This window comes from Mycetocola spongiae (genome assembly GCF_020424085.1).
In the GTDB taxonomy this organism is placed as follows: Bacteria; Actinomycetota; Actinomycetes; order Actinomycetales; family Microbacteriaceae; genus Mycetocola; species Mycetocola spongiae.
The window spans coordinates 808,526-831,501 of sequence record NZ_CP080203.1 but is presented as its reverse complement, the minus strand read 5'-3'; the positions used below and the strand labels follow the sequence as shown (position 1 = coordinate 831,501).

Here is a 22,976-nt window from a genome sequence, read left to right as displayed (position 1 = left end):
CACCCGTTCCCCTCATGGGGATGCTAGGCCGCGCGGTTGCCACCCTGCCACAGCGCATCAAACGGTGCATTGGAGGCCACGCGGTTTTTGATTCCCGCGGTCACAAATGCCTTGGCGGTGCGTGCGGCCTCGAGCGGCGTGGCACCCTTGGCCAGCTCCGCGGTGATCGCGGCGGCGAGGGAACAGCCGGCACCCGATACGGCCACCTCGCCCACCTTGGGGGCGCTCAGCAGCTCGGTGGTGGTGCCGTCATAAAATACGTCCACCGCGTTCTCGCCCGCGAGGCGCACGCCACCCTTGGCCAGCACGGTGGCCCCGCTGATCTCGTGGATGATGCGCGCGGCCTCGGTCAGGTCTTCCACCGAGTTAATGGAGATTCCCGAAAGCGATTCGGCCTCGAAGTGGTTCGGCGTGACAAACGTGGCCAGCGGCAGGATCTGCGCCTTCAGCGCGAGATCGGTATCCAGGGCGTGGCCCGGCTCCTGGCCCTTGCAGATCAGTACCGGGTCGAGCACCACGTTTTTCCAGGACTGATTGCCCAGGGCGGTGGCCACGGTGGAGATCGTGGCGGGGCTGCCCAGCATGCCGATCTTTACGGTATCCAGCGAGCCCGCGTAGCAGGTCTGGATGGCCTCAAGCTGATCCGCAATGACCTGCGGCTCCACGGGCATAAAGCGGTGGTTCCAGTTATCGGCCGGGTTAAAGGACACGATGCAGGTGAGGGCAATAACGCCGTATACCCCGAGCTCCTGGAAGGTCTTCAGGTCGGCCTGGGCGCCGGCGCCGCCGGTGGCTTCGGATCCGGCAATGGTCAGGGTGATCGCGGGGGCCGCGGCATATTCGGTGGAGGACATGACCACCATTTTAGGACCCGGAACGGGCCAATCCGCCGTGAAAAGCAGTCCACTTCGGGGAAAGTGGCCGCGCCCCGGGTGCCATCGGGCCCCCGGGGCGCGGCCACGCGGGTTAGAGCCCGGCGCCCGAGGGCGAGACCAGGATCTTCACGGCGGTTTCGTTATGGTGAATCAGGGTATCAAAGCCCTTATCCACGATCTCGTCCAGCCCAATCTTGCCCGTGATAAACGGCTTCAGGTCGATCTTGCCTGACTGCACCAGGCGGATCGTCTCGGGGTGATTGCCCATATAGCCAATCGTGCCGCGCAGGTCCACCTCTTTAAGAACCAGCTTCTGCATATCAAGCTGGGCGGGCTTGCCCCAGATCGAGACCACCACGATGACCCCGCCCGCGCGCACGGCGTCAAAGAGGGTATCCAGTACCACGTTCACGGACGTACACTCAAAGGCCACATCGGCCCCGGCGCCGTCGGTCAGGCCACGAACCTCCTCGGCCACGTCCACGGTACTCGGGTCAAACGCATAATCGGCCACCCCGGAATCCAGTGCCTTCTGGCGGCGCAGCGCGCTCAGCTCGGAGATGGCCACGGTCAGCCCCTGGGCCTTCAGCACCGCGGCGGTGAGTAGGCCGATGGGTCCGGCCCCGCCGATCAGGGCAAAATCGCCCTCCCCGGCCCCGCTGCGCACATAGGCGTGATAGCCCACCGAGAGGGGCTCGATCAGCGCCGCCTCATCCAGGGGAATATCGTTGCCAATCGGGTGCACCCAGCGGCGCTCCACGGTGATCTTCTCGCCCAGTCCGCCCCCGCGGCCGCCCAGCCCGATGAAGTTCATATTGGGGGTGAGGTGATAATTGGTGCCGGGCTCGGTGGAATACTGCGGGTCGATAATATAGGGCTCCACCACCACGTGGTCGCCCACAGCGAGGTCGTTAACACCCTCGCCCACGGCATAAACCACGCCGGACATTTCGTGACCCAGGGTGACAGGGGCCGACTCGCCCGAGATCGGGTGCGGATGGCCATGCGCCGGGACAAAAATCGGTCCGTCAAGATATTCGTGCAGGTCGGTGCCGCAGATACCGCACCAGGCGACGTCGATTCCCACGGTTCCGGGGGTGACCTCGGGAACCGGAATATCTTCGATCCGGATGTCTCCGCGGTCGTAATAGCGAGCAGCCTTCATGGTGTTCTCCTTCGTGCGTGCCGGAATATGTGGCCACACGGTGTTGTGGCCAACACATTTTTGCGGGGTGATTGCCCCGTCTTAATCCTAACCAAACGGACGATATGCGCCAGGGGGTGTGGGTCTCGGGCGCGTCCCGGCCGTTCCGATACGCCTAAACGGGCTCAATACCTATGGTTTGTCTGCCAGGTAGGTACGCTAGGGGACATGAAAACAGAAGAGAAGTCTCCTCCGTTTAGCCGCTGGGTATTTTGGCCAGCCGCCATAATCGTTGTGTTGTTCGTAGCGTTCGCGATGATCGCGCCGGACACCGCGGAGTCCACCTTCGCCGCCATCCAGTCGGGCATCGTTAAGAACTTTAACTGGTATTACGTCCTCATCGCCGCGTTTTTTGTCTTCTTCTGTCTCTGGATTGGCTTCGGCAAATTTGGAGATATCAAGCTGGGCAAGGACGATGATGAGCCGGAGTTTTCGCTGGGTTCCTGGTTCTCGCTGCTCTTTGCGGCCGGAATGGGAATCGGGCTGGTGTTTTATGGTGTGAGTGAGCCGCTGAGCCACTTCGCCAACCCGCGTCCCGGTGTCACCGGCGATGATGTGCAGCTCGCGCAGCAGGCCATGTCGCAGACCTATCTGCACTGGGGAGTGCACGCCTGGGCCATCTACGTGATCATCGGTCTTGCGCTGGCCTATGCGATTCACCGCCGCGGCCGCCCCATCTCGATCCGCTGGGCGCTTGAGCCCGTGCTGGGCCGCCACGTCCGCGGGGCCTGGGGCAATATCATCGACGTGATTGCGCTCGTGGGCACGATGTTTGGTGTGGCCACATCGCTGGGATTTGGAGTATTGCAGATCGGCGCGGGGCTCGAGCACGCGGGACTGTTTAAATCCACCGATTTCACCAACGTGATTCTCATCGTGATTATCACCGGGGGTGTGCTGTTCTCGGTGGTCTCGGGTGTCAGCAAGGGCATGAAATGGCTGTCCAATTTTAACCTCGTGCTGGCCGCCCTGATGGTGCTGGTGATCCTGGCCGTGGGCCCGACCCAGTTCCTGCTGCGCGATTTTGTCCAGTCGATCGGTAATTATCTACAGAACTTCCTCGGCCTGACCTTTAACGTGAGTGCCTTCTCGGGCACCGCGGGCGAGGAATGGCAGGCCGCCTGGACCACGTTCTACTGGGGCTGGTGGATCTCCTGGGCACCGTTTGTGGGAATCTTCATCGCGCGTATCTCGCGCGGCCGCACGGTGCGCGAGTTTATTACCGGCGTGATTCTGGTGCCCACGCTGATCACCTTCCTCTGGTTCTCCGTGCTCGGCGGAACCGCGCTCTACCAGGCACTGAACGGGGGCGGGGGCCTGATCGGTCCTGGCAATACCGTGGATGTGGAGGGTGCGCTCTTCCAGATGCTCAGCAACCTGCCCGGAGGTTCGATCCTGACGGTCGGCGCAATAGTGCTGATCGCGATCTTCTTTATTACCTCCGCGGACTCCGGTGCGCTGGTGATGGGAATGATCGCCACGGGTGGGCAGGCCGAACCCAAGCGCTGGATCCGCGTGGTCTTCGCGTGTGCCTCCTCGCTGCTGGCCATCGCCCTCCTGCTCTCGGGCGGGCTACAGGCACTGAAAACGGCGGCGATTATTATCGCGCTACCGTTCAGCGTGATCATGCTGGGCATCTGTTGGTCCACGGCCCTCGCCTTTAAGCGAGAGATACGTGCCTATGAGCGGGCCAACCGTGCCGCCTTTGTGGACCATATCGGTGACTACTACGGGCTGGAGGTGGAGGAGCCGCTGAATAGTGGCCCGCTCGCCACCTTCGGGGCCCGCTTCCTGCGCCGTCGCCGCGGGCTGCCCTCGGTGCAGGTATCCACGCCCACCAATGACGTCGCCGCCCCGGCGCCGGCCGATGCGGGGGTCACCCTGGATACCAGCACGATCGAGATCGCGGTGATCGCGCCGGCCGCCGCGCGCGAGGACGAGGGACCGGCCGATGCCGGGGTCACGTTCACGCCGGGGGAGGACTATCCCGGCAGCGAAACGGAGCGCACCGAGCGCCCCTAACCCGATCGCCTGCGCCGCCGTTATCCCGGATCCTCCGGGATAACGGCGGCGTTTTCGTGGGGTCGCGACAAATTATTGGGCAACACCGTCCGGACACGGGACACGCGCCCGCGGTCAACGCTACGATGGTTGCGGTCCCCGTGCCCGCATCGGCACCCGGGATCGTTATTTTACGCGCAGACATATATACGAGGTTTAGCCTTTCGCCCGCGTGCGGAAGAGGAAAAGAGTTCTTGAGATGGCCGATGTAGTTCATACCGAAGCAACCCCGACCGGAACGGTATCCATCATGGGTTCCGGCAACGGTGCCGTGCGGCGCCAGGGGGTTCCGGCAGATCTCGCCCGCTCCTGGCTGCTGGTGAATGCCACCCAGCCCGATCTGATCACCCAGGCCGTGCGCTCCTCGGCCGATGCCGTGGTCCTGGATATCGAAGACGCCGTGGACCCCTCCCGCAAGGCCGAGGCTCGCGATTATGTGGCCGCCTGGCTGCGTGAAGAGGGCAATGTCGCCTGGGTTCGCATCAACGATTACACCACGCCGTTTTGGCGCGATGACCTGGAGGCACTGCGCGGGGCCCCCGGGCTCCTCGGCGTGATGCTGGCCAAGACCGAGAGCCCCGAGCAGATCACCGCGACCCACCAGATTCTCGGCGGCGAGCTGCCCATCGTGGCACTGGTGGAATCGGCCCTGGGTATCGAGGATGCCGCGCTGATCGCCCGCGCCCCGGGTGCGTTCCGCCTGGCCTTCGGCTCGGGAGACTTCCGCCGCGATACCGGCATGAGCGCCGACCGCGAGGCCATGGCCTATCCGCGCGCGCGCCTCGTGGTGGCCAGCCGTGCCGCGGGCCTGCCCGGACCGATCGACGGACCCACGGTGGGCGAGAGCCACCCGATCCTGCGTGAGCAGTCGGGAATCACCGTGATGATGGGTATGACCGGCAAGCTCTGCCTGAGCTCGGACCAGACCCCGGTGGTGAACGAGGTCATCAGCCCGACCCGCACCGATGTGAGCTGGGCGAGTTCCTTCCTGCAGGACTTCACCGCGCGCGGGGAGATCGTGCGCGACGGAAGTGACCTGCCCCGCCTGGGCCGCGCCCGCAAGATCATGGCCCTCGCCGAGGCCTTTAACGTAAAGCCGTTTGACGCGGAATAATCTCCGGGTCCGCGCCGCGACGCGGGCGGAATAAACGGACCGGATCGGAATACTTCGATCCGGCCCGTTTTATTTTTTATCGGGCCATCCGCCGGGCCCGGTCTTGCGTGTGGATTATGACGGTTGTCCCGTGCGCTCATGCCAGAGCACCACGCCCACGGTGCCGAGGAGTGACAGCGTGAGCGGGATGATGAGGTGCACGTCCAGGAGTATTTCAAGAAGGGACGTGGTAAAGATGAGGGGCAGCAATACCAGGATCTCGACCGTCGCGACGGCGTAGAGGGAGGCCAGGGCCCGCCGCAGTGGCGAGGCGCTCCGGTGAGCGACGAGGCGCGCCCCGCCCCAGGCCACGAGCCCAAGTGCACCCCCGCCGAACGCAAAGTAGAGGTTAATAAACATCCATTCGGCCACGCCGGGGTAGACATAGGTCTCAAGATCGCGCGGGCTGGAACCGGCCGTATAGATGAGCAGTGCGATCATGATCGCCGCCCCGGCAGATAGCCCAGCAAAAGGCCCCAGGCGCAATAGCGCTGCGGGGAACCCCGCATCGTGCTCGCCGACGGGCCCCCGGAGCCGGTCCAGGGAAATGGGGAGGCGGTGTGCCCGCTCCCGACCGTCTCGGGGAGGAAGGGGCCGCGTGCGGCGGCGGAGTTCTTGCCGGTGGGTGGCCCCGCATCGGGCGCGGTCTCGGACTGTTGATAGGACATATATCCCTCGTTTATGTCTGCGTATTGGGGTGCTGGCGCTTGCGCCGATTATGCGCCAAATTATGAACCCTCAACAACGCCCGTTGCGTCCACCCGCCACCGCGTGCCGCGGCAAAAACCCGCGTGATTCCGGCCTAAATTGGGAGATAAGCGGCACGGAGGGAGTGAAAAATCCCCGCTCCCGCTGTCCGCGGATTTCCGCAAAAACGCCTCGGGGCGATGAACCGGAAGGTCCATCGCCCCGAGGCGTTCGCGGGAGTCCCGCGGAATCGTGGTGCCTAGAGGAAAACCGCAAACACGATGTTCAGTACGGTCAGGCCGAGGATCGTGGGGATAACCCAGCCGGCCACCGGGTCCTTCTTTTTATAGATCAGCGAGATCAGCAGGATGGCCACCAGCACGAGGAGCTTAATGCCGACCTTCATGTGGTTCACCTCGCCATCGCCCATCTCCAGGAGGACTACCAGGCCCAGGCCGCTGACCAGCTGCAGCCAGGAACCGTGCAGGATTCCGGGAACAACCCGGGCCGTGCCGGTCTTGATGCCCTTAATCTGTGTCATCGCGCCGCCGAGGATGGCCGCGAATCCGATGAAGTGAAGTACCAATAAGACATTGCGCAGGATTTCCATGCCTCCATGATATCCGACATGCTGTCGGAATCATTCCCCGTTTTTGCGCCCGATGAGGGATAATTTGATTATGCCCAAGATTTCCGCGCCCACCGTAGCCGAGCACCGCTCGCGCCGACGTGACGAGCTGATCCGGGCGGCCACCGACGAACTGCTGGAATCCGGGGTAGACGCCGTCACCCTGGCCCGTGTAGGCAAGCGCATTGGGCTCGCCCGCAGCAGCGTTTATGAGTACTTCAACTCCGCCACCGATCTGCTCGCGGAGATAGCCCTGAGCTCCTTTGCCGAGTGGACGGGTGAGATCGAGCGGGCGCTGGCCGGTTCGGCCAGCGCGGCCGAGCGCCTCGATGGCTATATTCTGACCAGCCTTCGCCTCGTGGCCGAGGGCAAACACGATATCGCCGATGCCCTCGGTGGAACGCGCCTTCCCGACTATCATCGCCGCGAGGTCATCGAGCTGCATGTTGCGCTGATGTCCCCGCTGCGCGATGCGGTAGACCAGATGGGCGTGGAAAATCCCACGCTCATGGTGGAATTGATTCAGGGCATGGTGGAGGCGGGCTCGCGTCGCATCGCCCGTGGTGACGACTATATGCGGGTCGCCCGCGCCACCATCTCCCTCGTGCATAGCGGCCTGGTGCCCGTGGCCCCGGCCGAGTCCACCCCCGCGCTGCGCATCCCGCGCTAGCGGAACCCCCGTACCAGGCCGCGCACGAAGCCGCGCGCCGCGCCCGGGCGAGGGGTCTAGGCTTCGCGCGGGAGCGCGAGCAAACGATGCGCCGTGGCTGTATCGGTCACCAGCGAGTTCACCAGCCCGCTGCGCAGCACCGCATGGATCGCGGAGGTCTTGCGCGCGCCACCGGCCAGCGCGATCACCGTGGGTACCCGCCTCAGCTCCGGTTCCGAGATGGCGATCGTGCGATCATCCAGATCGGTGATGATGGTGCCATCCGCGGCAATAAGCGTGGCGCCGATCTCGGCGCGCACGCCGGCCGCGAGGAGTTGATCCCGATCGGCCGTGGTGAGGGCCGGGTTATGGATCATCTGCGAGTCCTCGGGCTTCCAGCTTCCCACGGCCACCACCGCGACACTCACGCGGCGGTACTGCTCAAATGTGCGCTTGGTATCGTGCTGGCGCAGGATGGCGCGCGCCGATTCGGCATCGCTGACCACCAGCGGGGAATACACGGCCCAGGGCTGCACGCGCGCGACCGAGCTCACCCGGCGCATCACCTCGATGCCCGTCTCCTGGATGGCCCCGGCTACGCCCGCGAGCTGCACCACATCGCAGTGCGGCAGCTCCTGTAGCGCCCGGGCGAGCGCGCCAATTGTGCGGCCCGAGGTGAGGCCCAGCACGTCGTCCTCGGTCAGGATCTCCTCCAGGAGCCGCGCGCCGGCCTGCCCCAGCCGATCCTGAATATCCCCGGGTTCCTCGGTGGCGACCTCAACAACGAGGCTGTGCTGGAGGCCATAATGCTTCTGGAGTTCCACGGAGAGCGCGAGGTTGATGCCGGGCGGGCTGGCAATCTCAAATTTGACGATCCCGTGCTCGATGGCCTCCTCGAGCAGACGGCCTACCTTAAACCGGCTCAGCCCCGTTTCCTCGGCGATCTCGATCCGGGTGCGCCCCTGAACAAAATGGCGTTGAGCGATATAGGCGAGCTGGACCTGCTGGTCCGGCCCCAGGGTATGTGCTGTCACGCGCGGGATTCCCTTCGTCACCCAACTTTGGGTACTGATCGTTGACCCGAGCCTAGCGGAATGCGACGCCGCCATCGGACATTTTCTGCTCATGTGAGCACTCATGTTGCTAGTAAGTGCAAATCGGTGCATACTCGGTGTGACGGAGCAACGCGCCCTCGTTCCTCCTCGGGAGCAACGAGCACCACGGGCGCGCTGAATAAAAGCAAAGGAGCTTCGAAAGTGGCAGAACCAGACCCGGTGGCCTCACCCACCCCGGCGCAGGTCCCAACCGGGCCCGGTGTCCCCGCCCTCCTGGAATGCGTGGATATTCGCATGGGATTTGGCGGCATTCCGGTCCTGAAGGGCATCAACCTCTCACTCGCCCCCGGATCGGTGACGGCCCTGGCCGGAGAGAACGGCGCGGGCAAGTCCACGCTCATGAAGATCGCCTCGGGGCAGTACCGCCCCGATGAGGGTTCCGTGACCGTGGCCGGAACGCCGCTTCCCGCCGGTAACGCGCAGGCCGCACACCGGCTCGGCGTGGGAATCGTGCCGCAGGAGCTTGCCTCGATTCCGGATATGTCCGTGGCCGAGAACCTGTTCATCGGGCGCGAGATTCGCTTCCGCACCGGGCTGCTGAACCGCCGCGCGATGGTGGCCAAGTCCCGCGAATATCTCGGGGAGTTTGGTCTCACCGTGGATCCCAATAGCCAGATGGGCGCGCTGCCCGTGGGTATCCGCCAGATCATCGAGATCATCAAGGCCTCGAGCCGCGGCGCCAAGGTGCTGCTGCTGGACGAGCCCACCAGCGCGATCGCCGAGCGCGAGGTTGCCCAGCTGGCCGAGGTGGTGCGCACGCTGCGCGACCGCGGAGTGGCCATGCTATTCACGACCCATAAGATGGAGGAAATCCGGGCCATGGCCGATCGTGTGATCGTGCTGCGGGACGGAATGCTTGTTGAGGATAAGCCCCTCACCGAGCTCAGTGATGACGATATTGTGCACGCAATGATCGGCCGCGAGCTCGATAGCCTCTTCCCCGAGGTAGCCCCGGCCGGGGATAAAACCGTGATTCGGCTCGACGAGGTGCGACTCACCGAGGCCAGCGCCCCGATCTCGCTGGAGGTACGTCGCGGAGAGATCATCGGACTGGCCGGGCTGGTCGGCGCGGGACGTACCGAGCTGATCGAATCCATCTTTGGCGTGCGGAAAATGAACTCCGGCGCCGTGATCGTGAACGGTGAGCCCCTGCGCCTGGGCAGCCCCACCGCCGCGATCGCCCGCAATATCGCGCTGGTCCCCGAGGATCGGAAGCACTCGGGTGCCGTGCTCGAAATGAGCGTGCTCGATAACGCGACCCTCCCGCGCCTGGGCAATTTCAGCACCCTGGGTTGGCTGAATAACCGGCGCCGCAGCACGGAGATCGGCGAGGTCATGGCCTCGATCCGGCTCAAGAGCCGCGGCCTGGGCCAGAGCATGGAGACCCTCTCCGGGGGAAACCAGCAGAAGGTGGTTTTTGGCCGCTGGCTCACCGGCCCCGTGGACGTGCTGCTGCTGGACGAACCCACGCGCGGCGTGGACGTGGGCGCGCGCAGCGAAATCTATCGCATCATCGTGGACCTCGCCGCGGCCGGCATGGCCGTGATCATGGCCTCGAGCGATATGCCCGAAATCATCAGCCTCTCCCATCGCGCACTCGTGATGCGGGATCTTGCGGTGGCGGGGGAACTCACCGCCGCGGATCTCCAGCAGGACACCGCGCAGGACACCATTTTCCGCCTCGCCTCCGGCCAGGAAGCCACCACCTCGAAGGACAGCAAACATGACCACTAACGCCACGGCCTCCGCCACTAAGCCCAGGTTTGGCTGGAAGAATATCCAGGACCTCGCCGTGCGTCACGCCATGGTGGTCGTGATGCTGGTGGTGGTGTGTTTCTTCCTCTATAAGAGCGCGCGCTTCGGCACCGCCGATAATATGGTCACGATCCTGATCGCCGCCGCGCCCTTTGCGCTGATCGCACTCGGTCAGACCCTCGTGATCCTCACGGGAGGTATCGACCTCTCGGTGGGTAGCGTGATCGCCGCCAGCGCGATGGCCGCGGCCTTCACCGCCAAGGCCAACCCGGAAAACCTCTGGCTGCCAATGCTGGTCGCCGTGGTGGTGGGCCTGCTCGCGGGCTCGATTAACGGATTTGTGGTCAGCCGGATGAACGTGCCACCGTTTATTGCCACACTCGGTATGCTCACGCTGGCCTCCGGATTTGCCTATGTCATCGGTGGGGGAGCCCCCATCAACGGCCTTCCCGCCTCGTTTGGCACGATCGCCAATACCGAGGTGCTGGGCGTGAAGATCCCCGTGATCCTGATGTTCCTCGCCATCATCGGCCTCGCCGTGATCATGAAGCGCACATCCTATGGAATGCGCGTTTATGCCGTGGGTGGCAACCGGATGGCCGCCGAGATCGCCGGAGTGAAGTCCAAAAACATCTTGTTCAGCGCCTACGCCATCAGCGGCCTGCTCGCCGGTATCTCCGGCCTTGTGCTCGCCTCGCGCGTGATCTCCGGTGCACCCAACCTCGGCCAGGGCTATGAGCTTGACGCGATCGCCGCCGTGGTGATCGGTGGCGCGAGCCTCATGGGTGGGCGCGGCAGCATCTGGGGCACCGCGATCGGTCTGCTCCTGATCCAGACCCTGAATAACGGTCTCGACCTGCTGTTGGTGCCGAGCTACTGGCAGAACGTGATTAAGGGAATCCTGATCGTGGCCGCCGTGGCCATCGATATCTGGGCCTCCAAGCGTAAAACCTCCTAATTCTTTTTCTCCCCATCCACTACAGGAAGCGAAATATCATGAAGAAAACGTCAATGACGACACGGGTCCTCTCCGGAATCGCCCTCTCCGCCGCGAGTGTGCTGGTCCTCTCCGGTTGCGGCGCGGGGGATACCTCCGCCTCGGGTGATGGTGATTCCGTCACGATCGGTGTGACCGTCTACGATATGTCCTCGTTTATCACCCAGGGCAAGGAGGGCATGGAGGCCTACGCCAAGGCCAATAACATCAAGCTGCTCTGGAACTCCGCCAACCTTGATGTGGCCACCCAGGCCACGCAGGTGGATCAGTATATTAACCAGAAGGTTGACGCGATCCTGATCAACCCGGTGCAGGCCGATTCGCTCAGCCCGCAGGTGAACGCCGCCAAGAACGCCGGAATCCCGGTAATTGACGTGAATACCTCGCTCTCGGGCGTGACCCTCGACGGCAGCGTGCAGCCCGATGACGTGGCCGCGGGCGAGCAGGAGGCCCAGATGATGGTGGACGCCCTGGGCGGCACCGGCAAGGTTGTCATCCTGGAGGGCCCCCTCGGTGGATCCTCGCAGATCGACCGCGGCAAGGGCATCGATAACGTCCTCGCCAAGAACCCCGGCATCGAGGTCCTGGCCAAGGACACCGCCAACTGGAAGCGCGATGAGTCGGTTAATAAGATGAAAAACTGGATCTCCGCCTTCGGCGATGAGATCGACGGCGTCATCTCGCAGAACGACGACATGGGCCTCGGCGCCGTGCAGGCGCTGAAGGAGTCGGGTAAGACCGGCGTGAAGGTGGTTGGCATCGACGGTATCGAGGACGGCCTGAACGCCGTGAAGAACGGCGAGTTCATCGGTACCTCCCTCCAGCACGGCACCGTGGAGATGGCGGCCGGACTGGCCGTGGCCGCCAAGATCGCCCGCGGCGAGAAGGTCACCGATACCCCGCGTTACATCATGCCCGCAATCAGCAAGGACAACGTTGAGGTGGCCCTCAAGAACGTCGTGACCGAGCGTGCCGAGTTCCTCAAGACGCTGCCCAAGCTGATCGACGACAACCTCGCCTCGGGCAATATCGCCTATGAGGGTCTGCCGGGTCAGACCAAGTAATTTCCCTCCCCTCACCCGCACCGCAATCAAAGGAAACGCATCATCATGACCACCCTGTTTAATGACCCCGCGGATTTTGCCGAAGATCAGTTTGAGGGCTTCCTGAATCTGTATTCGGACCGCCTGCGCGGGGTCCCCGGCGGAGCCGTGGCACACCGCGAGCGGGGTGCGCAGCCGCAGGTGGCCGTGGTGATCGGTGGCGGCTCGGGACACTATCCAGCCTTCTGTGGCCTGGTTGGTCCCGGGTTTGCCACCGGTGCGGTGGTGGGAAATATCTTCACCTCACCCTCCGCGGCCCACGTCTATTCGGTGGCCAAGGCCGCCGATCAGGGCCGCGGAGTGGTGCTGAGCTTCGGCAATTACGCCGGAGATAATATGAACTTTGGCATCGCCGCCACGCGCCTGCGCGCCGAGGGAATCGACGTGCGCATCGTGGTCGTCACCGATGACATCGCCTCGGCCTCCGAGGAGAATAAGCGCCGCGGCATCGCGGGAGACTTCACGGTGTTTAAGGCGCTGGGTGCGGCCGCGGCCCGCGGGCTGGACCTGGACGAGGTCGAGCGGCTGGGAAACCTCGCGAATGCGCGCACCCGCACGCTCGGCGTGGCCTTCTCGGGATGCACCATGCCCGGCGCGGAACACCCGCTCTTTGGCGTCCCCGAGGGACACCTCGGGCTGGGGCTGGGCATCCATGGTGAGCCCGGCATTCGTGATGAGCCGCTGCCCAGCGCCCGCGACCTCGCCACGCTGCTGGTGGGCGATGTGCTCGCGGCGGCCCCCGCCAATCCGGGCAACCGGGTGGGCGTGATCGTGAACGGGCTGGGCACCACCAAATACGAGGAGCTTTTCCTGCTCTGGGCCAGTATCGCCCCGCTCCTGGCCGAGGCCGGCCTGGAGGTGGTGGACGCCGAGGTGGGTGAGCTGGTGACCAGCCTGGACATGGGCGGATGCTCGCTGACGCTGCTGTGGCTGGACGATGAGCTGGAACCGCTCTGGCGCGCGGATGCCTATGCCCCCGCGTATCGGAAGCAGGCGGCCCCCGTGGCCGCACTGATTATCCCCGAGCCCGGGGCGATTGCCGAGGCCGATAGCGTGGAGATTCCCGCGGCCTCGGCCGCGTCCCTCGCGCTGGCCCCGGCCGCCGTGGGCGCGCTGGCCACCGTCTCCACCACCCTGCACACCCACGAGGTGCGCCTGGGCGAGATCGACGCGGTGGCCGGGGACGGCGATCACGGACGCGGAATGGTGAAGGGCATCGACGCGGCACTCGTGGCCGCCCGCGCGGCGGCCGAGGCCGGCGGCGGCGTGGCCTATGTGATCCGCGCCGCCGGACGGGCCTGGGCGGAGTTTGCCGGAGGCACCTCGGGAGTGCTGTGGGGTGCGGCGCTGGAGGGCTTCGCCGCCGCACTGGGCGATGACCGTGAGCACTATGGCGCGGCCGAGCTGGCGGCGGCCGTGACCGGCTTTGAGTCCGCGATCCTCGAGCTGGGTGGGGCCCGCCCGGGGGATAAAACCCTCGTGGACGCGCTGGTGCCCTTCGCCGCCGAGCTGCGCTCGCGCATCACCGCGGGCGAGCCCGCCGGCGCGGCCTGGGTCGCCGCCGCCCAGGTGGCCACCGCCGCGGCCGCGGATACCGCACCGCTGCGGCCCCGCCTGGGGCGCGCGCGCCCGCTGGCCGAGAAGAGCGTGGGTACCCCGGATGCCGGAGCGACCTCGCTCGCCCTGATCGTGACCGATCTGGCCCGCACCGCGGGCACGGAAAATAACTAGACGGAAGGCCAAGAGACATGACACAGGAATTTGAGGGCCGGACGGCCATCGTCACCGGCGCGGCAAGCGGAATTGGCCTCGCGGTCGCCACCTATCTGGCCGAGCGCGGCGCCCGCATCGCGGGTGTGGATCTGGGCGCCGGTCTCGAGGACGCCATGGCGGCGCTTCCGGGCACGGGACACCTCGCGCTGATGCGGGATCTGACCGCGCCGCGCGCCGCCGATGACGTGGTCAGTGCCGTGGTGGCCGAGACCGGGCGGCTGGATATCCTCGTGAACTCCGCGGGCGTGGTGAAGCTGGCCAAGGCCGTGGACCTGAGTGATGAGGCCTGGGATATGACCATCGCCGTGAACCTCACCGCGAGCTTTAAAATGGCTCGCGCGGCCGGTGCCGTGATGACCGCCGCGGGTTATGGGCGCGTGATTAATCTCGCCTCCCAGGCCAGCGTGGTGGGCATCGATGAGCACGTCGCCTATTGCGCGAGCAAGTCCGGCATCCTCGGGATGACCCGCGTGCTGGCGCTGGAATGGGGCGGCGCGGGTGTGACCGTTAACGCCGTCTCGCCCACCGTGGTGGAGACCCCGCTGGGCAAGCTGGCCTGGGCCGGGGAAAAGGGCGAGCGTCACCGCGCCGAGATTCCCGTGGGACGCTTTGCCCAGCCCGAGGAGATTGCCGCGATGATCGCCTATCTGGCGGGAACCGAGGCGGCCATGGTCACCGGGCAGAACCTGGTGATTGACGGTGGTTTCACCATCGTCTAAAGAGAATTCCGGGGGTTCGCCGGAATAGTCGGGTCCGCTCGTCCCTCGGGACGGGCGGGCCCTTTTTAGTCCTGTTCGGGCATCGGCAGGCGATCGTAGCCGCGCAGCGCATCAAGCTCGCGCCGCTCCCGCTTGGTGGGGCGTCCGGCGCCACGATCGCGATAGATGGGGGCCGCGGTATCCAGCTTGCTGGGGCGCGGGGGAGTTTTATCCAGGGCCGCGAGGGCGGCGGCCGGGGCACCCACACGCTTTGTGATCAGGCCGGTGACCTCAAGGATCGAGTCAAAGCCCGCAACCCGCACCCGCACCTCATCGCCGATCTTGAGCCGGGTGGAGGGCTTCACCGGATCGCCGTTCACGCGCACATGGCCCGCGCGGCAGGCGGTGGTGGCCTGGGAGCGGGTTTTATAACGTCGCACGGCCCAGAGCCAGCTGTCCAGTCGTACCGATCCACTCTCGCTCATGGCCCCAGCCTATCGCCCCCGATAGCCAAAAAACGCCCCCACCCTCCCGAGGGAGAGTAGGGGCGTTTTGAATGCGCTAGCGGGGGACCGGGGTCACCCGCCCGAACATCACGGTTCTAATGAAATTAGACGCCGCGGATGTTCTCGGCCTGCAGGCCCTTCGGACCGGTGACGGTCTCGAACTCAACGCGCTGGTTCTCGTCGAGCGAGCGGAAGCCGCTGCTGGCGATAGCAGAGTAGTGAGCGAAGACGTCGGCGGAGCCGTCGTCGGGGGTGATGAAGCCGAAGCCCTTTTCAGCGTTGAACCACTTTACGGTACCAGTAGCCATGATTATCTCTTTTCTTTAGGTGACCCGGTCCGAGAAAACGGACCGGTTCGTCGCGGTGTTCTGTGCTCGCTCCTGAAGAAAAGCTCTCATGCTTCCAGAGGAAGACCTGATCGCCCCAAAACCTGTGCAATACAACAACTGTGCGACAACGTTCACGGAGGATACTGCCAGAGATCGGTCAAGACCGATAGCCGGAGCATCCCGTGTGAACGAGTATGAAGACGCGCGGGGAGTCGTACCATCTGCGGTACGGCCCGAGCGAGGGTGGAGTGAACACGGGGGAACGCAGTCGTGTTCGGCCTGCGCCGGGCCGCCGGGACTGACCGCAAAAAAGCGGGGCCGGGCGTGCCTGGGTCCTGCGGGCACTGAGGCCGGTTCAGGAATGGTCATGCGTGACATCTATAAAAGGAAGTTTTCTGTTGATGTTCCCCTGGTGCTGACTAGGGTCCATCGGTCTAAAAGTGAAGGCCTGCGAGCGGTGGGACTTCCGAATCGATGCACATCGAACCGAACCGCGAGACAAACTGCGCTTGCTCGTTCACACTAGCGCACATATGAAGATAAAAACACTTATTTGTGCACAAACTGGCAATATTCCTTATCCGGAACATGTTCGAGGGTGGACCGAGTAGCCTGGGACCATCTCCAGAGCACCCGCTCTTCTCCCGCCGACTGGGAAGTCGAAACAACCCGTCAGGCAAAGGTGCTTATGTCCTCCGAGGCTACCCTGGGCGCGATTCGCGCAACCACTCCCCGTCGTGCGGACCGCACGAATATCACCAGCAGCTATTCCGCGCTGCTGAAGACCGTGCGCGATGAGGGGCTCCTCGGGCGCAAGCGACTGTTCTACGCGGTGAACCTGGGCGTACTCACGCTCGCCCTCGCGGGGGCCGTGGCCGGGTTCATCCTGCTCGGCGATTCCTGGTTCCAGCTGTTGATCGCCGGGGCCCTGGGGCTGATTTTCACCCAGTTTGCCTTTGTGGCCCACGAGGCCTCGCACCGCCAGGTTCTGGAATCCGGCCCCGCGAATGACCGCCTCGGCCGCTTCCTGGCCGCCGGCGTGGTGGGCATCAGCTATTCCTGGTGGATGACCAAGCACACCCGCCACCACGCCAATCCGAATACCATCGGCAAGGACCCGGATATCGACATCGATACGATCTCGTTTATCCCGGAGGACGCCGCCAAGGCGCGCGGCCTGCTCGCGATGATTACCCGCCGCCAGGGCTATCTATTTTTCCCCCTGCTCACGCTGGAGGGCCTGAACCTGCACTATCGCTCGCTCGGCACGCTTTTTGCCAAGGGCAAGCTGCCCGGGCGTGGCGCGGAGCTCACGATGATCGCGATTCGCCTGATCGGTTATGTGGCCGTGCTGTTCTGGTTCCTGCCCCTCGGCATGGCCTTCGCGTTCATCGGCGTGCAGATGGCCGTATTTGGTGTGTATATGGGGGCCTCGTTTGCGCCGAACCATAAGGGAATGCCGCTGATCCCCGCCGGGGTTAAGGTGGACTTCCTGAGCAAGCAGGTTCTCACCTCGCGCAATATCTCCGGTGGAATGCCGATGAGCATCTTCATGGGTGGGCTGAACTACCAGGTGGAGCACCACCTGTTCCCGAGCATGCCGCGCCCGCACCTCGCGCGGGCCCGCGAGATTGTGATCGAATACTGCCGCACCCATGATGTGCTGTATACCGAGACCAATCTGGTGAACTCCTATCGCATCGTGATCGAGTATCTGAACCGGGTGGGTCTCTCGGCCCGCGACCCGTTCGACTGCCCGATGATGAACGATCTGCGCCGCCGCTAATATTCGCGGCCAGGCTCCGTTGCGCCCCACCCCTTCCCGGCTAAACTATGGGCCATGGTAGATAAAGCAGAGGACGAGGTCTCCGACCACATCCTGACCCTGCCCAATCTGCTGAGCTTCCTCCGGCTCGCGCTGGTACCGGTATTCCTGGTCCTGCTCGTGGAGGGGCATGACCTTGAGGCGCTGGTGATCCTCGCCATCTCGGGGATCACCGATTTCCTGGACGGCTATCTGGCCCGAAAGCTCAACCAGGTCTCCAAGCTGGGTAAGCTCCTGGACCCCGCGGCCGACCGCCTGTATATTTTGGCGGCACTGCTTGGGCTCGCCTGGCGCGAGATGATCCCGTGGTGGCTCGTGGTGGCCATCCTCGGCCGCGATGTCATGCTGGTGGGACTGGGTGCCGTTTTGGCCCGGCTCAAGCATCCGCCGCTGCCCGTGAATTGGGTGGGAAAATGGGCCACCGCGTGCCTGTTTATCGGCTTCCCGCTGCTGATGCTCGCGGCATATCTGGAAAAGACGCCGGGCGTATTGCATATGATCGGCCTGGGTATTGCGCTCATCGGCGCGGCCCTGTACTGGTGGGCGGGGATTTTATATCTGATCGCCACCGTCAAAATCTCTCGCCAAAATCGGTCCGACAGCGAGGTCGGGGGGTCCCACGAGGGTCCCCAATCCGATAGGCTAAATAACTAGGAGGTCCACGGTGTCCATTCATGAAGACAAGAATCCGCAAACGGGATCGTTTTTGCGCCAGCCCGCGAGTGAGCAGGCCGCCGGTGAGCGCGCCGTAGACGCCACCGCTGCCTATAGCCAGGATCTCGGGTTGGCCGTTTCGCCCATCGACCGCGAAATCACTGCCGCCGAGCAGGATGCAATCAACGCGCTGCCCTCGGGCTCCGCACTGCTGATCGTGCGTCGCGGCCCCAATGCCGGGGCTCGGTTCCTCCTGGATGCCGATCTGGCCACGGTGGGTCGCCACCCCAATGCCAATGTTTTTCTCGACGATGTCACGGTCTCCCGGCGCCACGCCGAGTTCCGCCGCCAGGGCACGCGATTTGAGCTGCACGATCTGAACTCCCTCAACGGCACGTATTATGCCGGTGAGCGCATCGATAGCGTGGAGCTCTACGACGGCGCCGAGGTGCAGGTGGGCAAGTTCCGCCTCACGTTCTATCCGTCGCGGCACGACCTGTTCGTTCCGGGCGACGCCTAAACCGTGTCGGCTCGCGCGGCGCAGGGTGCGGCCTCCCCGGCCGCGAGTCTGCTCTCGATCGGGCAGGTCTTGGCCAGGCTCTCCGGAGATTTCCCCGACCTGTCCAATTCAAAATTGCGTTTCCTCGAGGAGCGCGGCCTGGTCACGCCCGAGCGCACCAAATCCGGGTATCGGAAGTTTTCGCCGGCCGATGTGGAGCGGCTGCGGTTGATTCTCTCGCTGCAGCGCGACCACTATCTGCCGCTGAAGGTGATTCGTGGTTATCTGGCCGATCTTGATGCCGGGGTCACCCCGGTGATTCCCGGCGTCGGGGCCACCATCCTGCCGGGTGTGCGCCGCTATACCCGCGAGGAGATTCTCTCCGAGACGGGCGCCTCCAGCACCCTGTTTAGCGAGGCCGTGAGTGCTGGATTAATCGCGCCGGGTGAGAGCTTCGGCGAGGACGCCCTCTCGATGGCCGCCGCGCTGGTGGGGCTGCAGTCCCAGGGCATCGAGCCGCGACACCTGCGGGGTTTTCATACCCAGGTGGAGCGCGAGATGAGCCTGATTGAGCGCGCCCTGATTCCGCTCAACGCGCGCAAGGATGCCGCGAGCCGGGCCAAGGCCGCGGAGCAGAGCGCCGAGATTGCCTCGCAATTTGACGTGGTGCGCACCACCCTGTTGCGCGCCGCGCTCGACCGTATCACCCGCTAGCCGCCGCGCCGCGCGGGGGAGTGGCGGTCGCCCGCCCCACCCGGGATGCCGGGTATGCGCGCCCGCCGCCCCGTGCGGGAGGCCGCCCCGGGATGCCGGGTATTTTTGCGCGCCGGTAGTTCCGCGCGATCCGCGCGCGTTTCCGCGACCCCTGCGTGGGCGGCAGGCAGCCCCGGGGGACGGCGGCGATCCCGCCGCCGTCGAGGTGCGCATTGACAGTCTTACTTTATTCACTGCATAATGTAAGTATGTCGACGACGTCACCCACCACCGCACCCACCGGACGCGAGGCCCTGCGCCGCATTCGGGTGGAGGCCGTGTGCTCCACGCTGCTGGCCGAGAGCCCGCTCTCGCGCACCGATCTTGCCCGCCACACCGGTTATAGCCAGTCGGCCGTGACCGGCATCGTGCAGGAGCTCATCGAAGCCGGCTATGTGCGCGAGGCGGGCCAGACCGAATCCACCGGCGGCCGCCGCAGCACCCTGATTGAACTGGACCGCGCCGCGCTGACCGTGGCCGTGGTGGGCCTGCGCGGGGAAACCGTCTGGGCCGCCCTGATCGACCTGACCGCCGCCGAGGTGGCCCGCGTCGAGCGGCCGTTTAACGCCGCCCTGCCCGTGGAGAGCACCATCGAGTGCCTCTCCGAGCTGCTCGCCGGCGCGGCGATCCCGCCCACCCATATTGTGGTCTCGGTATCCGGCGTGGTGGCCGCGGATGGCTCGCTGAGCCTCGCACCCGCCTTCGCCCGGGCACCCGGGGTGCGGCTGGCCGCGGCGATCGAGGAGCGCGTGGGTATCCATACCACCGTGGAAAACGACGTTAACCTGATCGCCCACGGGGAGCGCATCGCCGGCGCCGGAATCGGCCAGGACGATCTGGTCCTGGTGCATATCGGCGAGGGCCTGGGAGCCACGATCATCATCGGCGGCCGGGTCTTGGCCGGAGCCACCCGCTCGGCCGGAGAAATCGGATTCCTGCCCGAGGACCTGGACGGCGCCGAGCACGGCGACCGCGGGGAGTTTGAAAAACGCTGGAGCACCCCCGGCCTCCTCGAAAACGCCGCGCGGGCAGGGATCAAGCTTGACCCCGAGCGTGTGATCGCCGATCTCTGTGCCCGCGAGGACGCCGCCTCGGCGGCGCTCCTGGACGACGCGGTGCGCGCGTGGGCCTTCGCCGCCGTGGTCTGCATCTGCGTGGTTAACCCCGGCAGTGTCATTTTTTCCGGCGAGGCGGGGGACCTGGGCGATGCCGCCCGGGCCACCCTGCGTCGCCGCGTGGACGCGGGAGCCCCCTCGCCCACCCAGGTAAGTTTCGCCTCGCTCGGAAACGCCTCGATCCTGCACGGGGCCATCGCCACCGTGCTCGCGGATCCCGTCGTGCTTTTTTCCGCGCTGGCCGAATAACCGGGCATCCCACCGCGGCGCAGCAGCGCGGGCCCGACGCAGTATCACCCCCACCCCCACTAGGAGATGCAATGAAGCCTCAACGTAAACACCTCGCCGTTCTCGCCGGCGCGGCAGCCCTCGTGCTGTCGCTATCCGCCTGTGGACTCGATGCCAAGCCCAGCTCCGAGAGCAGCTCCGGCGGCGATGTTACCCCGATCACCATTTATACCGCCCGCGATAAGGGCCTGGCCGATGCCGTCGTAGCCGATTTCATCGCGGCCAACCCCGACTACACCGGCAAGGTGGAGGTCCTGACCCTCGGCGCCCAGGAAGCACTCGAGCGGATCAAGGCCGAAAAGTCCAACCCCCAGGGTGATATCTGGTGGGGAGCCACGAGCGGTCAGATGCAGCAGGCGGCCGCCGCCGATCTGCTGGCCAAGGCACCCGAGGCCGTGATCGAGGCGGTTCCCGCCGAGCAGCGCGATCCCGATGGTCTCTGGGTTGGCGAAATGAAGCTCGCCGAGGTGATCGTTTATAACCACGACATGCTGGACGAGGCCTCCGCCCCCAAGGACTGGGACGATCTGATCGCCCCGGAAATGAAGGATAAGCTCGTGATCCGCGATGTCCAGGCCTCGGGCACCATGCGCTCGATCTACTCCGCCATGATCGACCGCGAGATGGGAACCGGCACCGACCCGGCCCCCGGCTTCGACTGGCTGCGCAAGCTCGACGCCAATACCAAGGTCTACGCCGCCAACCCCACCGACCTCTACCTGCGCCTCTCGCGCCAGGAGGCGGCCGTGACCGCCTGGAACCTGCAGGATGTCATGCTGCAGATTGAAACCCAGAAGTCCCCGTTCACCCCCGTGGTTCCCACCTCGGGCGCCCCGATGCTCGTGGACGGCGTGGCCAAGATCAAGGGTGGCCCCTCGCCCGAGGGTGCCGATGCCTTCCTCGAGTTCCTGCTGAGCGAGAAGAACCAGGCCAAGCTCGCCGAGACCTACTTCCAGATCCCCACCATCACGCTGAGCGAGGAGCCCGCCTGGCTCGCACCGCTCAAGCTGAAGGAAATGGACGTGGACTGGAAGCGCGTCGCCGAGAACGAGACCGAGTGGATCGCCTACTGGGCGGCCAATATCAAGGACCAGGGCTAACCCCAGCCCGCTCTTCCACCGCCCGACGGCACGGCCCGCGTCCCACACATAGCGTGGGCCCTGCCGCCGGGCGGTCCCCTTTTCCTCCCCAATTTCTGTTTCCCCAGCCCTTCGGAGCCAACATGACGCGCGTCCTCCTCGACGACATTACAAAGCAGTACGGCAGTGCCTCGCCCTCGGTGGCCAATCTGAGCCTCGATATCGAGGACGGCGAATTTTTCACCCTGCTGGGCCCCTCGGGCTGTGGCAAGTCCACCACGCTGCGCATGGTCGCGGGCTTCATCGCACCCTCCAGCGGAAGCATCCACTTTGATGACCGCGATGTGACCACGGCCGCGCCGAATAAGCGCGATACCGGCATGGTCTTCCAAAACTATGCACTCTTTCCGCATATGACCGTAAACGCCAACGTGGCCTATGGCCTCGGCGTGCGCAAGGTCGCCGCCGCCGAAAAGCGCGAGCGCGTGGCCCGCGCCCTGGTTCAGGTGGGCCTCGAGGGTTATGGCGAGCGCCGCATCGATATGCTCTCGGGCGGCCAGCAGCAGCGCGTGGCACTCGCCCGCGCCCTCGTGATCAGCCCCTCGGTGCTGCTCCTGGACGAGCCGCTGTCCAACCTCGACGCGAAGCTGCGCGAGGAGACCCGCGCCGAGATTCGCGCGACCCAGAAGGCCGCCGGAATCACGTGTTTATATGTCACCCACGATCAGGCCGAGGCCATGGCGATGAGTGACCGGGTCGCGGTACTTGAGGCCGGCCACCTCCACCAGGTGGCGAGCCCGCGCGAGGTATATCACCGCCCCGCGACCAGCTTTGTGGCGCGCTTCATCGGCCGCTCCAATGTGCTGCCCTGCACGGTTTTGGGCATCGAGGACGATACCGTGGTGGTTCGCCTGGGTGACGGCGCCGTGCTGCGGGCCCCGCGCGTGACGGGCACCGCCTCCGCCGCGGTAACCGTGGGGGAGGAGACCGCCGTTTCGATCCGCCCCGAGGCCGTGGCCCTGCGCGTGAACCCCACGCTCGTGGCCGAGAACGAGCTGCGCGGACGCGTGCTCACGGCCGAGTTCACGGGGGCCGTGAATATTTATGAGATCGCCTGGAACGACCAGAAGCTCATCGTCTCCGTGCCGGATGCGCTGGAGCGCGCCGAGCCCGGCGATGAGGTTGCCATCGTTCCCGCCCACGAGCGCGTCTGGCTGGTGAAGCCGTGAC

General features: G+C 65.1%; 22 protein-coding genes. 15 read left to right on the top strand and 7 right to left on the bottom strand.

Going from position 1 to position 22,976, the window contains the following annotated elements; all coding sequences use genetic code 11:
• Positions 1–23 precede the first annotated feature (23 nt).
• Both thiD and KXZ72_RS03915 read right to left on the bottom strand, forming a co-directional pair.
• The gene (gene thiD, locus KXZ72_RS03920) at positions 24–854 is read right to left on the bottom strand and encodes a bifunctional hydroxymethylpyrimidine kinase/phosphomethylpyrimidine kinase (RefSeq protein WP_226082432.1); all 831 of its coding nucleotides are present in this window, start codon (positions 852–854) and stop codon (positions 24–26) included.
• A gap of 112 nt (positions 855–966) precedes the next feature.
• Positions 967–2,040: a 2,3-butanediol dehydrogenase gene (locus KXZ72_RS03915; protein ID WP_226082431.1), complete on the bottom strand. Its 1,074-nt coding sequence runs from the start codon at positions 2,038–2,040 to the stop codon at positions 967–969.
• Between the two features lie 207 nt (positions 2,041–2,247).
• Between KXZ72_RS03915 and KXZ72_RS03910 the strand changes: the two genes are divergently transcribed.
• Positions 2,248–4,101 carry a BCCT family transporter gene (locus tag KXZ72_RS03910; RefSeq protein WP_226082430.1) on the top strand — a complete coding sequence of 618 codons (1,854 nt, stop codon included), beginning with the start codon at positions 2,248–2,250 and terminating at the stop codon, positions 4,099–4,101.
• 289 nt (positions 4,102–4,390) lie between these two features.
• Positions 4,391–5,254: an HpcH/HpaI aldolase/citrate lyase family protein gene (locus KXZ72_RS03905; protein ID WP_226083423.1), complete on the top strand. Its 864-nt coding sequence runs from the start codon at positions 4,391–4,393 to the stop codon at positions 5,252–5,254.
• Between the two features lie 114 nt (positions 5,255–5,368).
• Here KXZ72_RS03905 and KXZ72_RS03900 read toward each other — a convergent pair whose 3' ends face one another.
• Both KXZ72_RS03900 and KXZ72_RS03895 read right to left on the bottom strand, forming a co-directional pair.
• The gene (locus tag KXZ72_RS03900; RefSeq protein WP_226082429.1) at positions 5,369–5,734 is read right to left on the bottom strand and encodes a hypothetical protein; all 366 of its coding nucleotides are present in this window, start codon (positions 5,732–5,734) and stop codon (positions 5,369–5,371) included.
• Between the two features lie 505 nt (positions 5,735–6,239).
• Positions 6,240–6,590 carry a hypothetical protein gene (locus KXZ72_RS03895; protein WP_226082428.1) on the bottom strand — a complete coding sequence of 117 codons (351 nt, stop codon included), beginning with the start codon at positions 6,588–6,590 and terminating at the stop codon, positions 6,240–6,242.
• A 70-nt stretch (positions 6,591–6,660) separates the two neighbouring features.
• Between KXZ72_RS03895 and KXZ72_RS03890 the strand changes: the two genes are divergently transcribed.
• Positions 6,661–7,278: a TetR/AcrR family transcriptional regulator gene (locus tag KXZ72_RS03890; RefSeq protein ID WP_226082427.1), complete on the top strand. Its 618-nt coding sequence runs from the start codon at positions 6,661–6,663 to the stop codon at positions 7,276–7,278.
• Positions 7,279–7,334: 56 nt separating this feature from the next.
• Here the strand turns inward: KXZ72_RS03890 and KXZ72_RS03885 are convergent, their stop codons facing one another.
• The gene (locus KXZ72_RS03885) at positions 7,335–8,291 is read right to left on the bottom strand and encodes a sugar-binding transcriptional regulator (RefSeq protein ID WP_226082426.1); all 957 of its coding nucleotides are present in this window, start codon (positions 8,289–8,291) and stop codon (positions 7,335–7,337) included.
• 222 nt (positions 8,292–8,513) lie between these two features.
• Between KXZ72_RS03885 and KXZ72_RS03880 the strand changes: the two genes are divergently transcribed.
• From KXZ72_RS03880 to KXZ72_RS03860, 5 genes are read left to right on the top strand one after another with little or no spacing between them, the layout of a single operon-like run.
• Positions 8,514–10,106 (top strand): sugar ABC transporter ATP-binding protein, encoded by a 1,593-nt coding sequence (locus KXZ72_RS03880; RefSeq protein WP_226082425.1) that lies wholly within the window; start codon positions 8,514–8,516, stop codon positions 10,104–10,106.
• The gene (locus KXZ72_RS03875; protein ID WP_226082424.1) at positions 10,096–11,085 is read left to right on the top strand and encodes an ABC transporter permease; all 990 of its coding nucleotides are present in this window, start codon (positions 10,096–10,098) and stop codon (positions 11,083–11,085) included. The genes KXZ72_RS03880 and KXZ72_RS03875 overlap by 11 nt, the downstream gene beginning before the upstream one ends.
• 53 nt (positions 11,086–11,138) lie before the next feature.
• Positions 11,139–12,188: a substrate-binding domain-containing protein gene (locus KXZ72_RS03870; RefSeq protein WP_226082423.1), complete on the top strand. Its 1,050-nt coding sequence runs from the start codon at positions 11,139–11,141 to the stop codon at positions 12,186–12,188.
• A 45-nt stretch (positions 12,189–12,233) separates the two neighbouring features.
• The gene (locus KXZ72_RS03865) at positions 12,234–13,958 is read left to right on the top strand and encodes a dihydroxyacetone kinase family protein (RefSeq protein ID WP_226082422.1); all 1,725 of its coding nucleotides are present in this window, start codon (positions 12,234–12,236) and stop codon (positions 13,956–13,958) included.
• Between the two features lie 17 nt (positions 13,959–13,975).
• Positions 13,976–14,719, top strand: coding sequence for a GolD/DthD family dehydrogenase (locus KXZ72_RS03860; RefSeq protein ID WP_226082421.1), 744 nt, complete (start codon positions 13,976–13,978; stop codon positions 14,717–14,719).
• Between the two features lie 65 nt (positions 14,720–14,784).
• Here KXZ72_RS03860 and KXZ72_RS03855 read toward each other — a convergent pair whose 3' ends face one another.
• Together KXZ72_RS03855 and KXZ72_RS03850 are read right to left on the bottom strand one after the other, a co-directional pair.
• Positions 14,785–15,183 (bottom strand): RNA-binding S4 domain-containing protein, encoded by a 399-nt coding sequence (locus KXZ72_RS03855; protein WP_226082420.1) that lies wholly within the window; start codon positions 15,181–15,183, stop codon positions 14,785–14,787.
• Positions 15,184–15,308: 125 nt separating this feature from the next.
• Positions 15,309–15,512: a cold-shock protein gene (locus KXZ72_RS03850; RefSeq protein ID WP_226082419.1), complete on the bottom strand. Its 204-nt coding sequence runs from the start codon at positions 15,510–15,512 to the stop codon at positions 15,309–15,311.
• Between the two features lie 709 nt (positions 15,513–16,221).
• Here KXZ72_RS03850 and KXZ72_RS03845 point away from each other — a divergent pair.
• From KXZ72_RS03845 to KXZ72_RS03815, 7 genes are all read left to right on the top strand, one after another.
• Positions 16,222–17,319, top strand: a complete 1,098-nt coding sequence (locus KXZ72_RS03845) for a fatty acid desaturase family protein (RefSeq protein WP_226082418.1) — start codon at positions 16,222–16,224, stop codon at positions 17,317–17,319.
• 54 nt (positions 17,320–17,373) lie between these two features.
• On the top strand, positions 17,374–18,012 hold the full coding sequence (pgsA, locus tag KXZ72_RS03840) for a CDP-diacylglycerol--glycerol-3-phosphate 3-phosphatidyltransferase (protein ID WP_226082417.1): 639 nt from the start codon (positions 17,374–17,376) through the stop codon (positions 18,010–18,012).
• A gap of 16 nt (positions 18,013–18,028) precedes the next feature.
• Entirely contained in the window at positions 18,029–18,532 is a 504-nt protein-coding gene (locus KXZ72_RS03835; protein ID WP_404823679.1) for an FHA domain-containing protein, read from the top strand.
• A gap of 3 nt (positions 18,533–18,535) precedes the next feature.
• Entirely contained in the window at positions 18,536–19,225 is a 690-nt protein-coding gene (ftsR, locus tag KXZ72_RS03830) for a transcriptional regulator FtsR (protein WP_226082416.1), read from the top strand.
• Between the two features lie 248 nt (positions 19,226–19,473).
• Entirely contained in the window at positions 19,474–20,628 is a 1,155-nt protein-coding gene (locus KXZ72_RS03825; protein ID WP_226082415.1) for an ROK family transcriptional regulator, read from the top strand.
• 71 nt (positions 20,629–20,699) lie between these two features.
• The gene (locus KXZ72_RS03820) at positions 20,700–21,767 is read left to right on the top strand and encodes an extracellular solute-binding protein (protein ID WP_226082414.1); all 1,068 of its coding nucleotides are present in this window, start codon (positions 20,700–20,702) and stop codon (positions 21,765–21,767) included.
• Positions 21,768–21,889: 122 nt separating this feature from the next.
• A complete protein-coding gene (locus KXZ72_RS03815; protein WP_226082413.1) occupies positions 21,890–22,975 on the top strand; it encodes an ABC transporter ATP-binding protein in 1,086 nt (361 codons plus the stop codon).
• The last annotated feature ends 1 nt before the right edge of the window (position 22,976 follow it).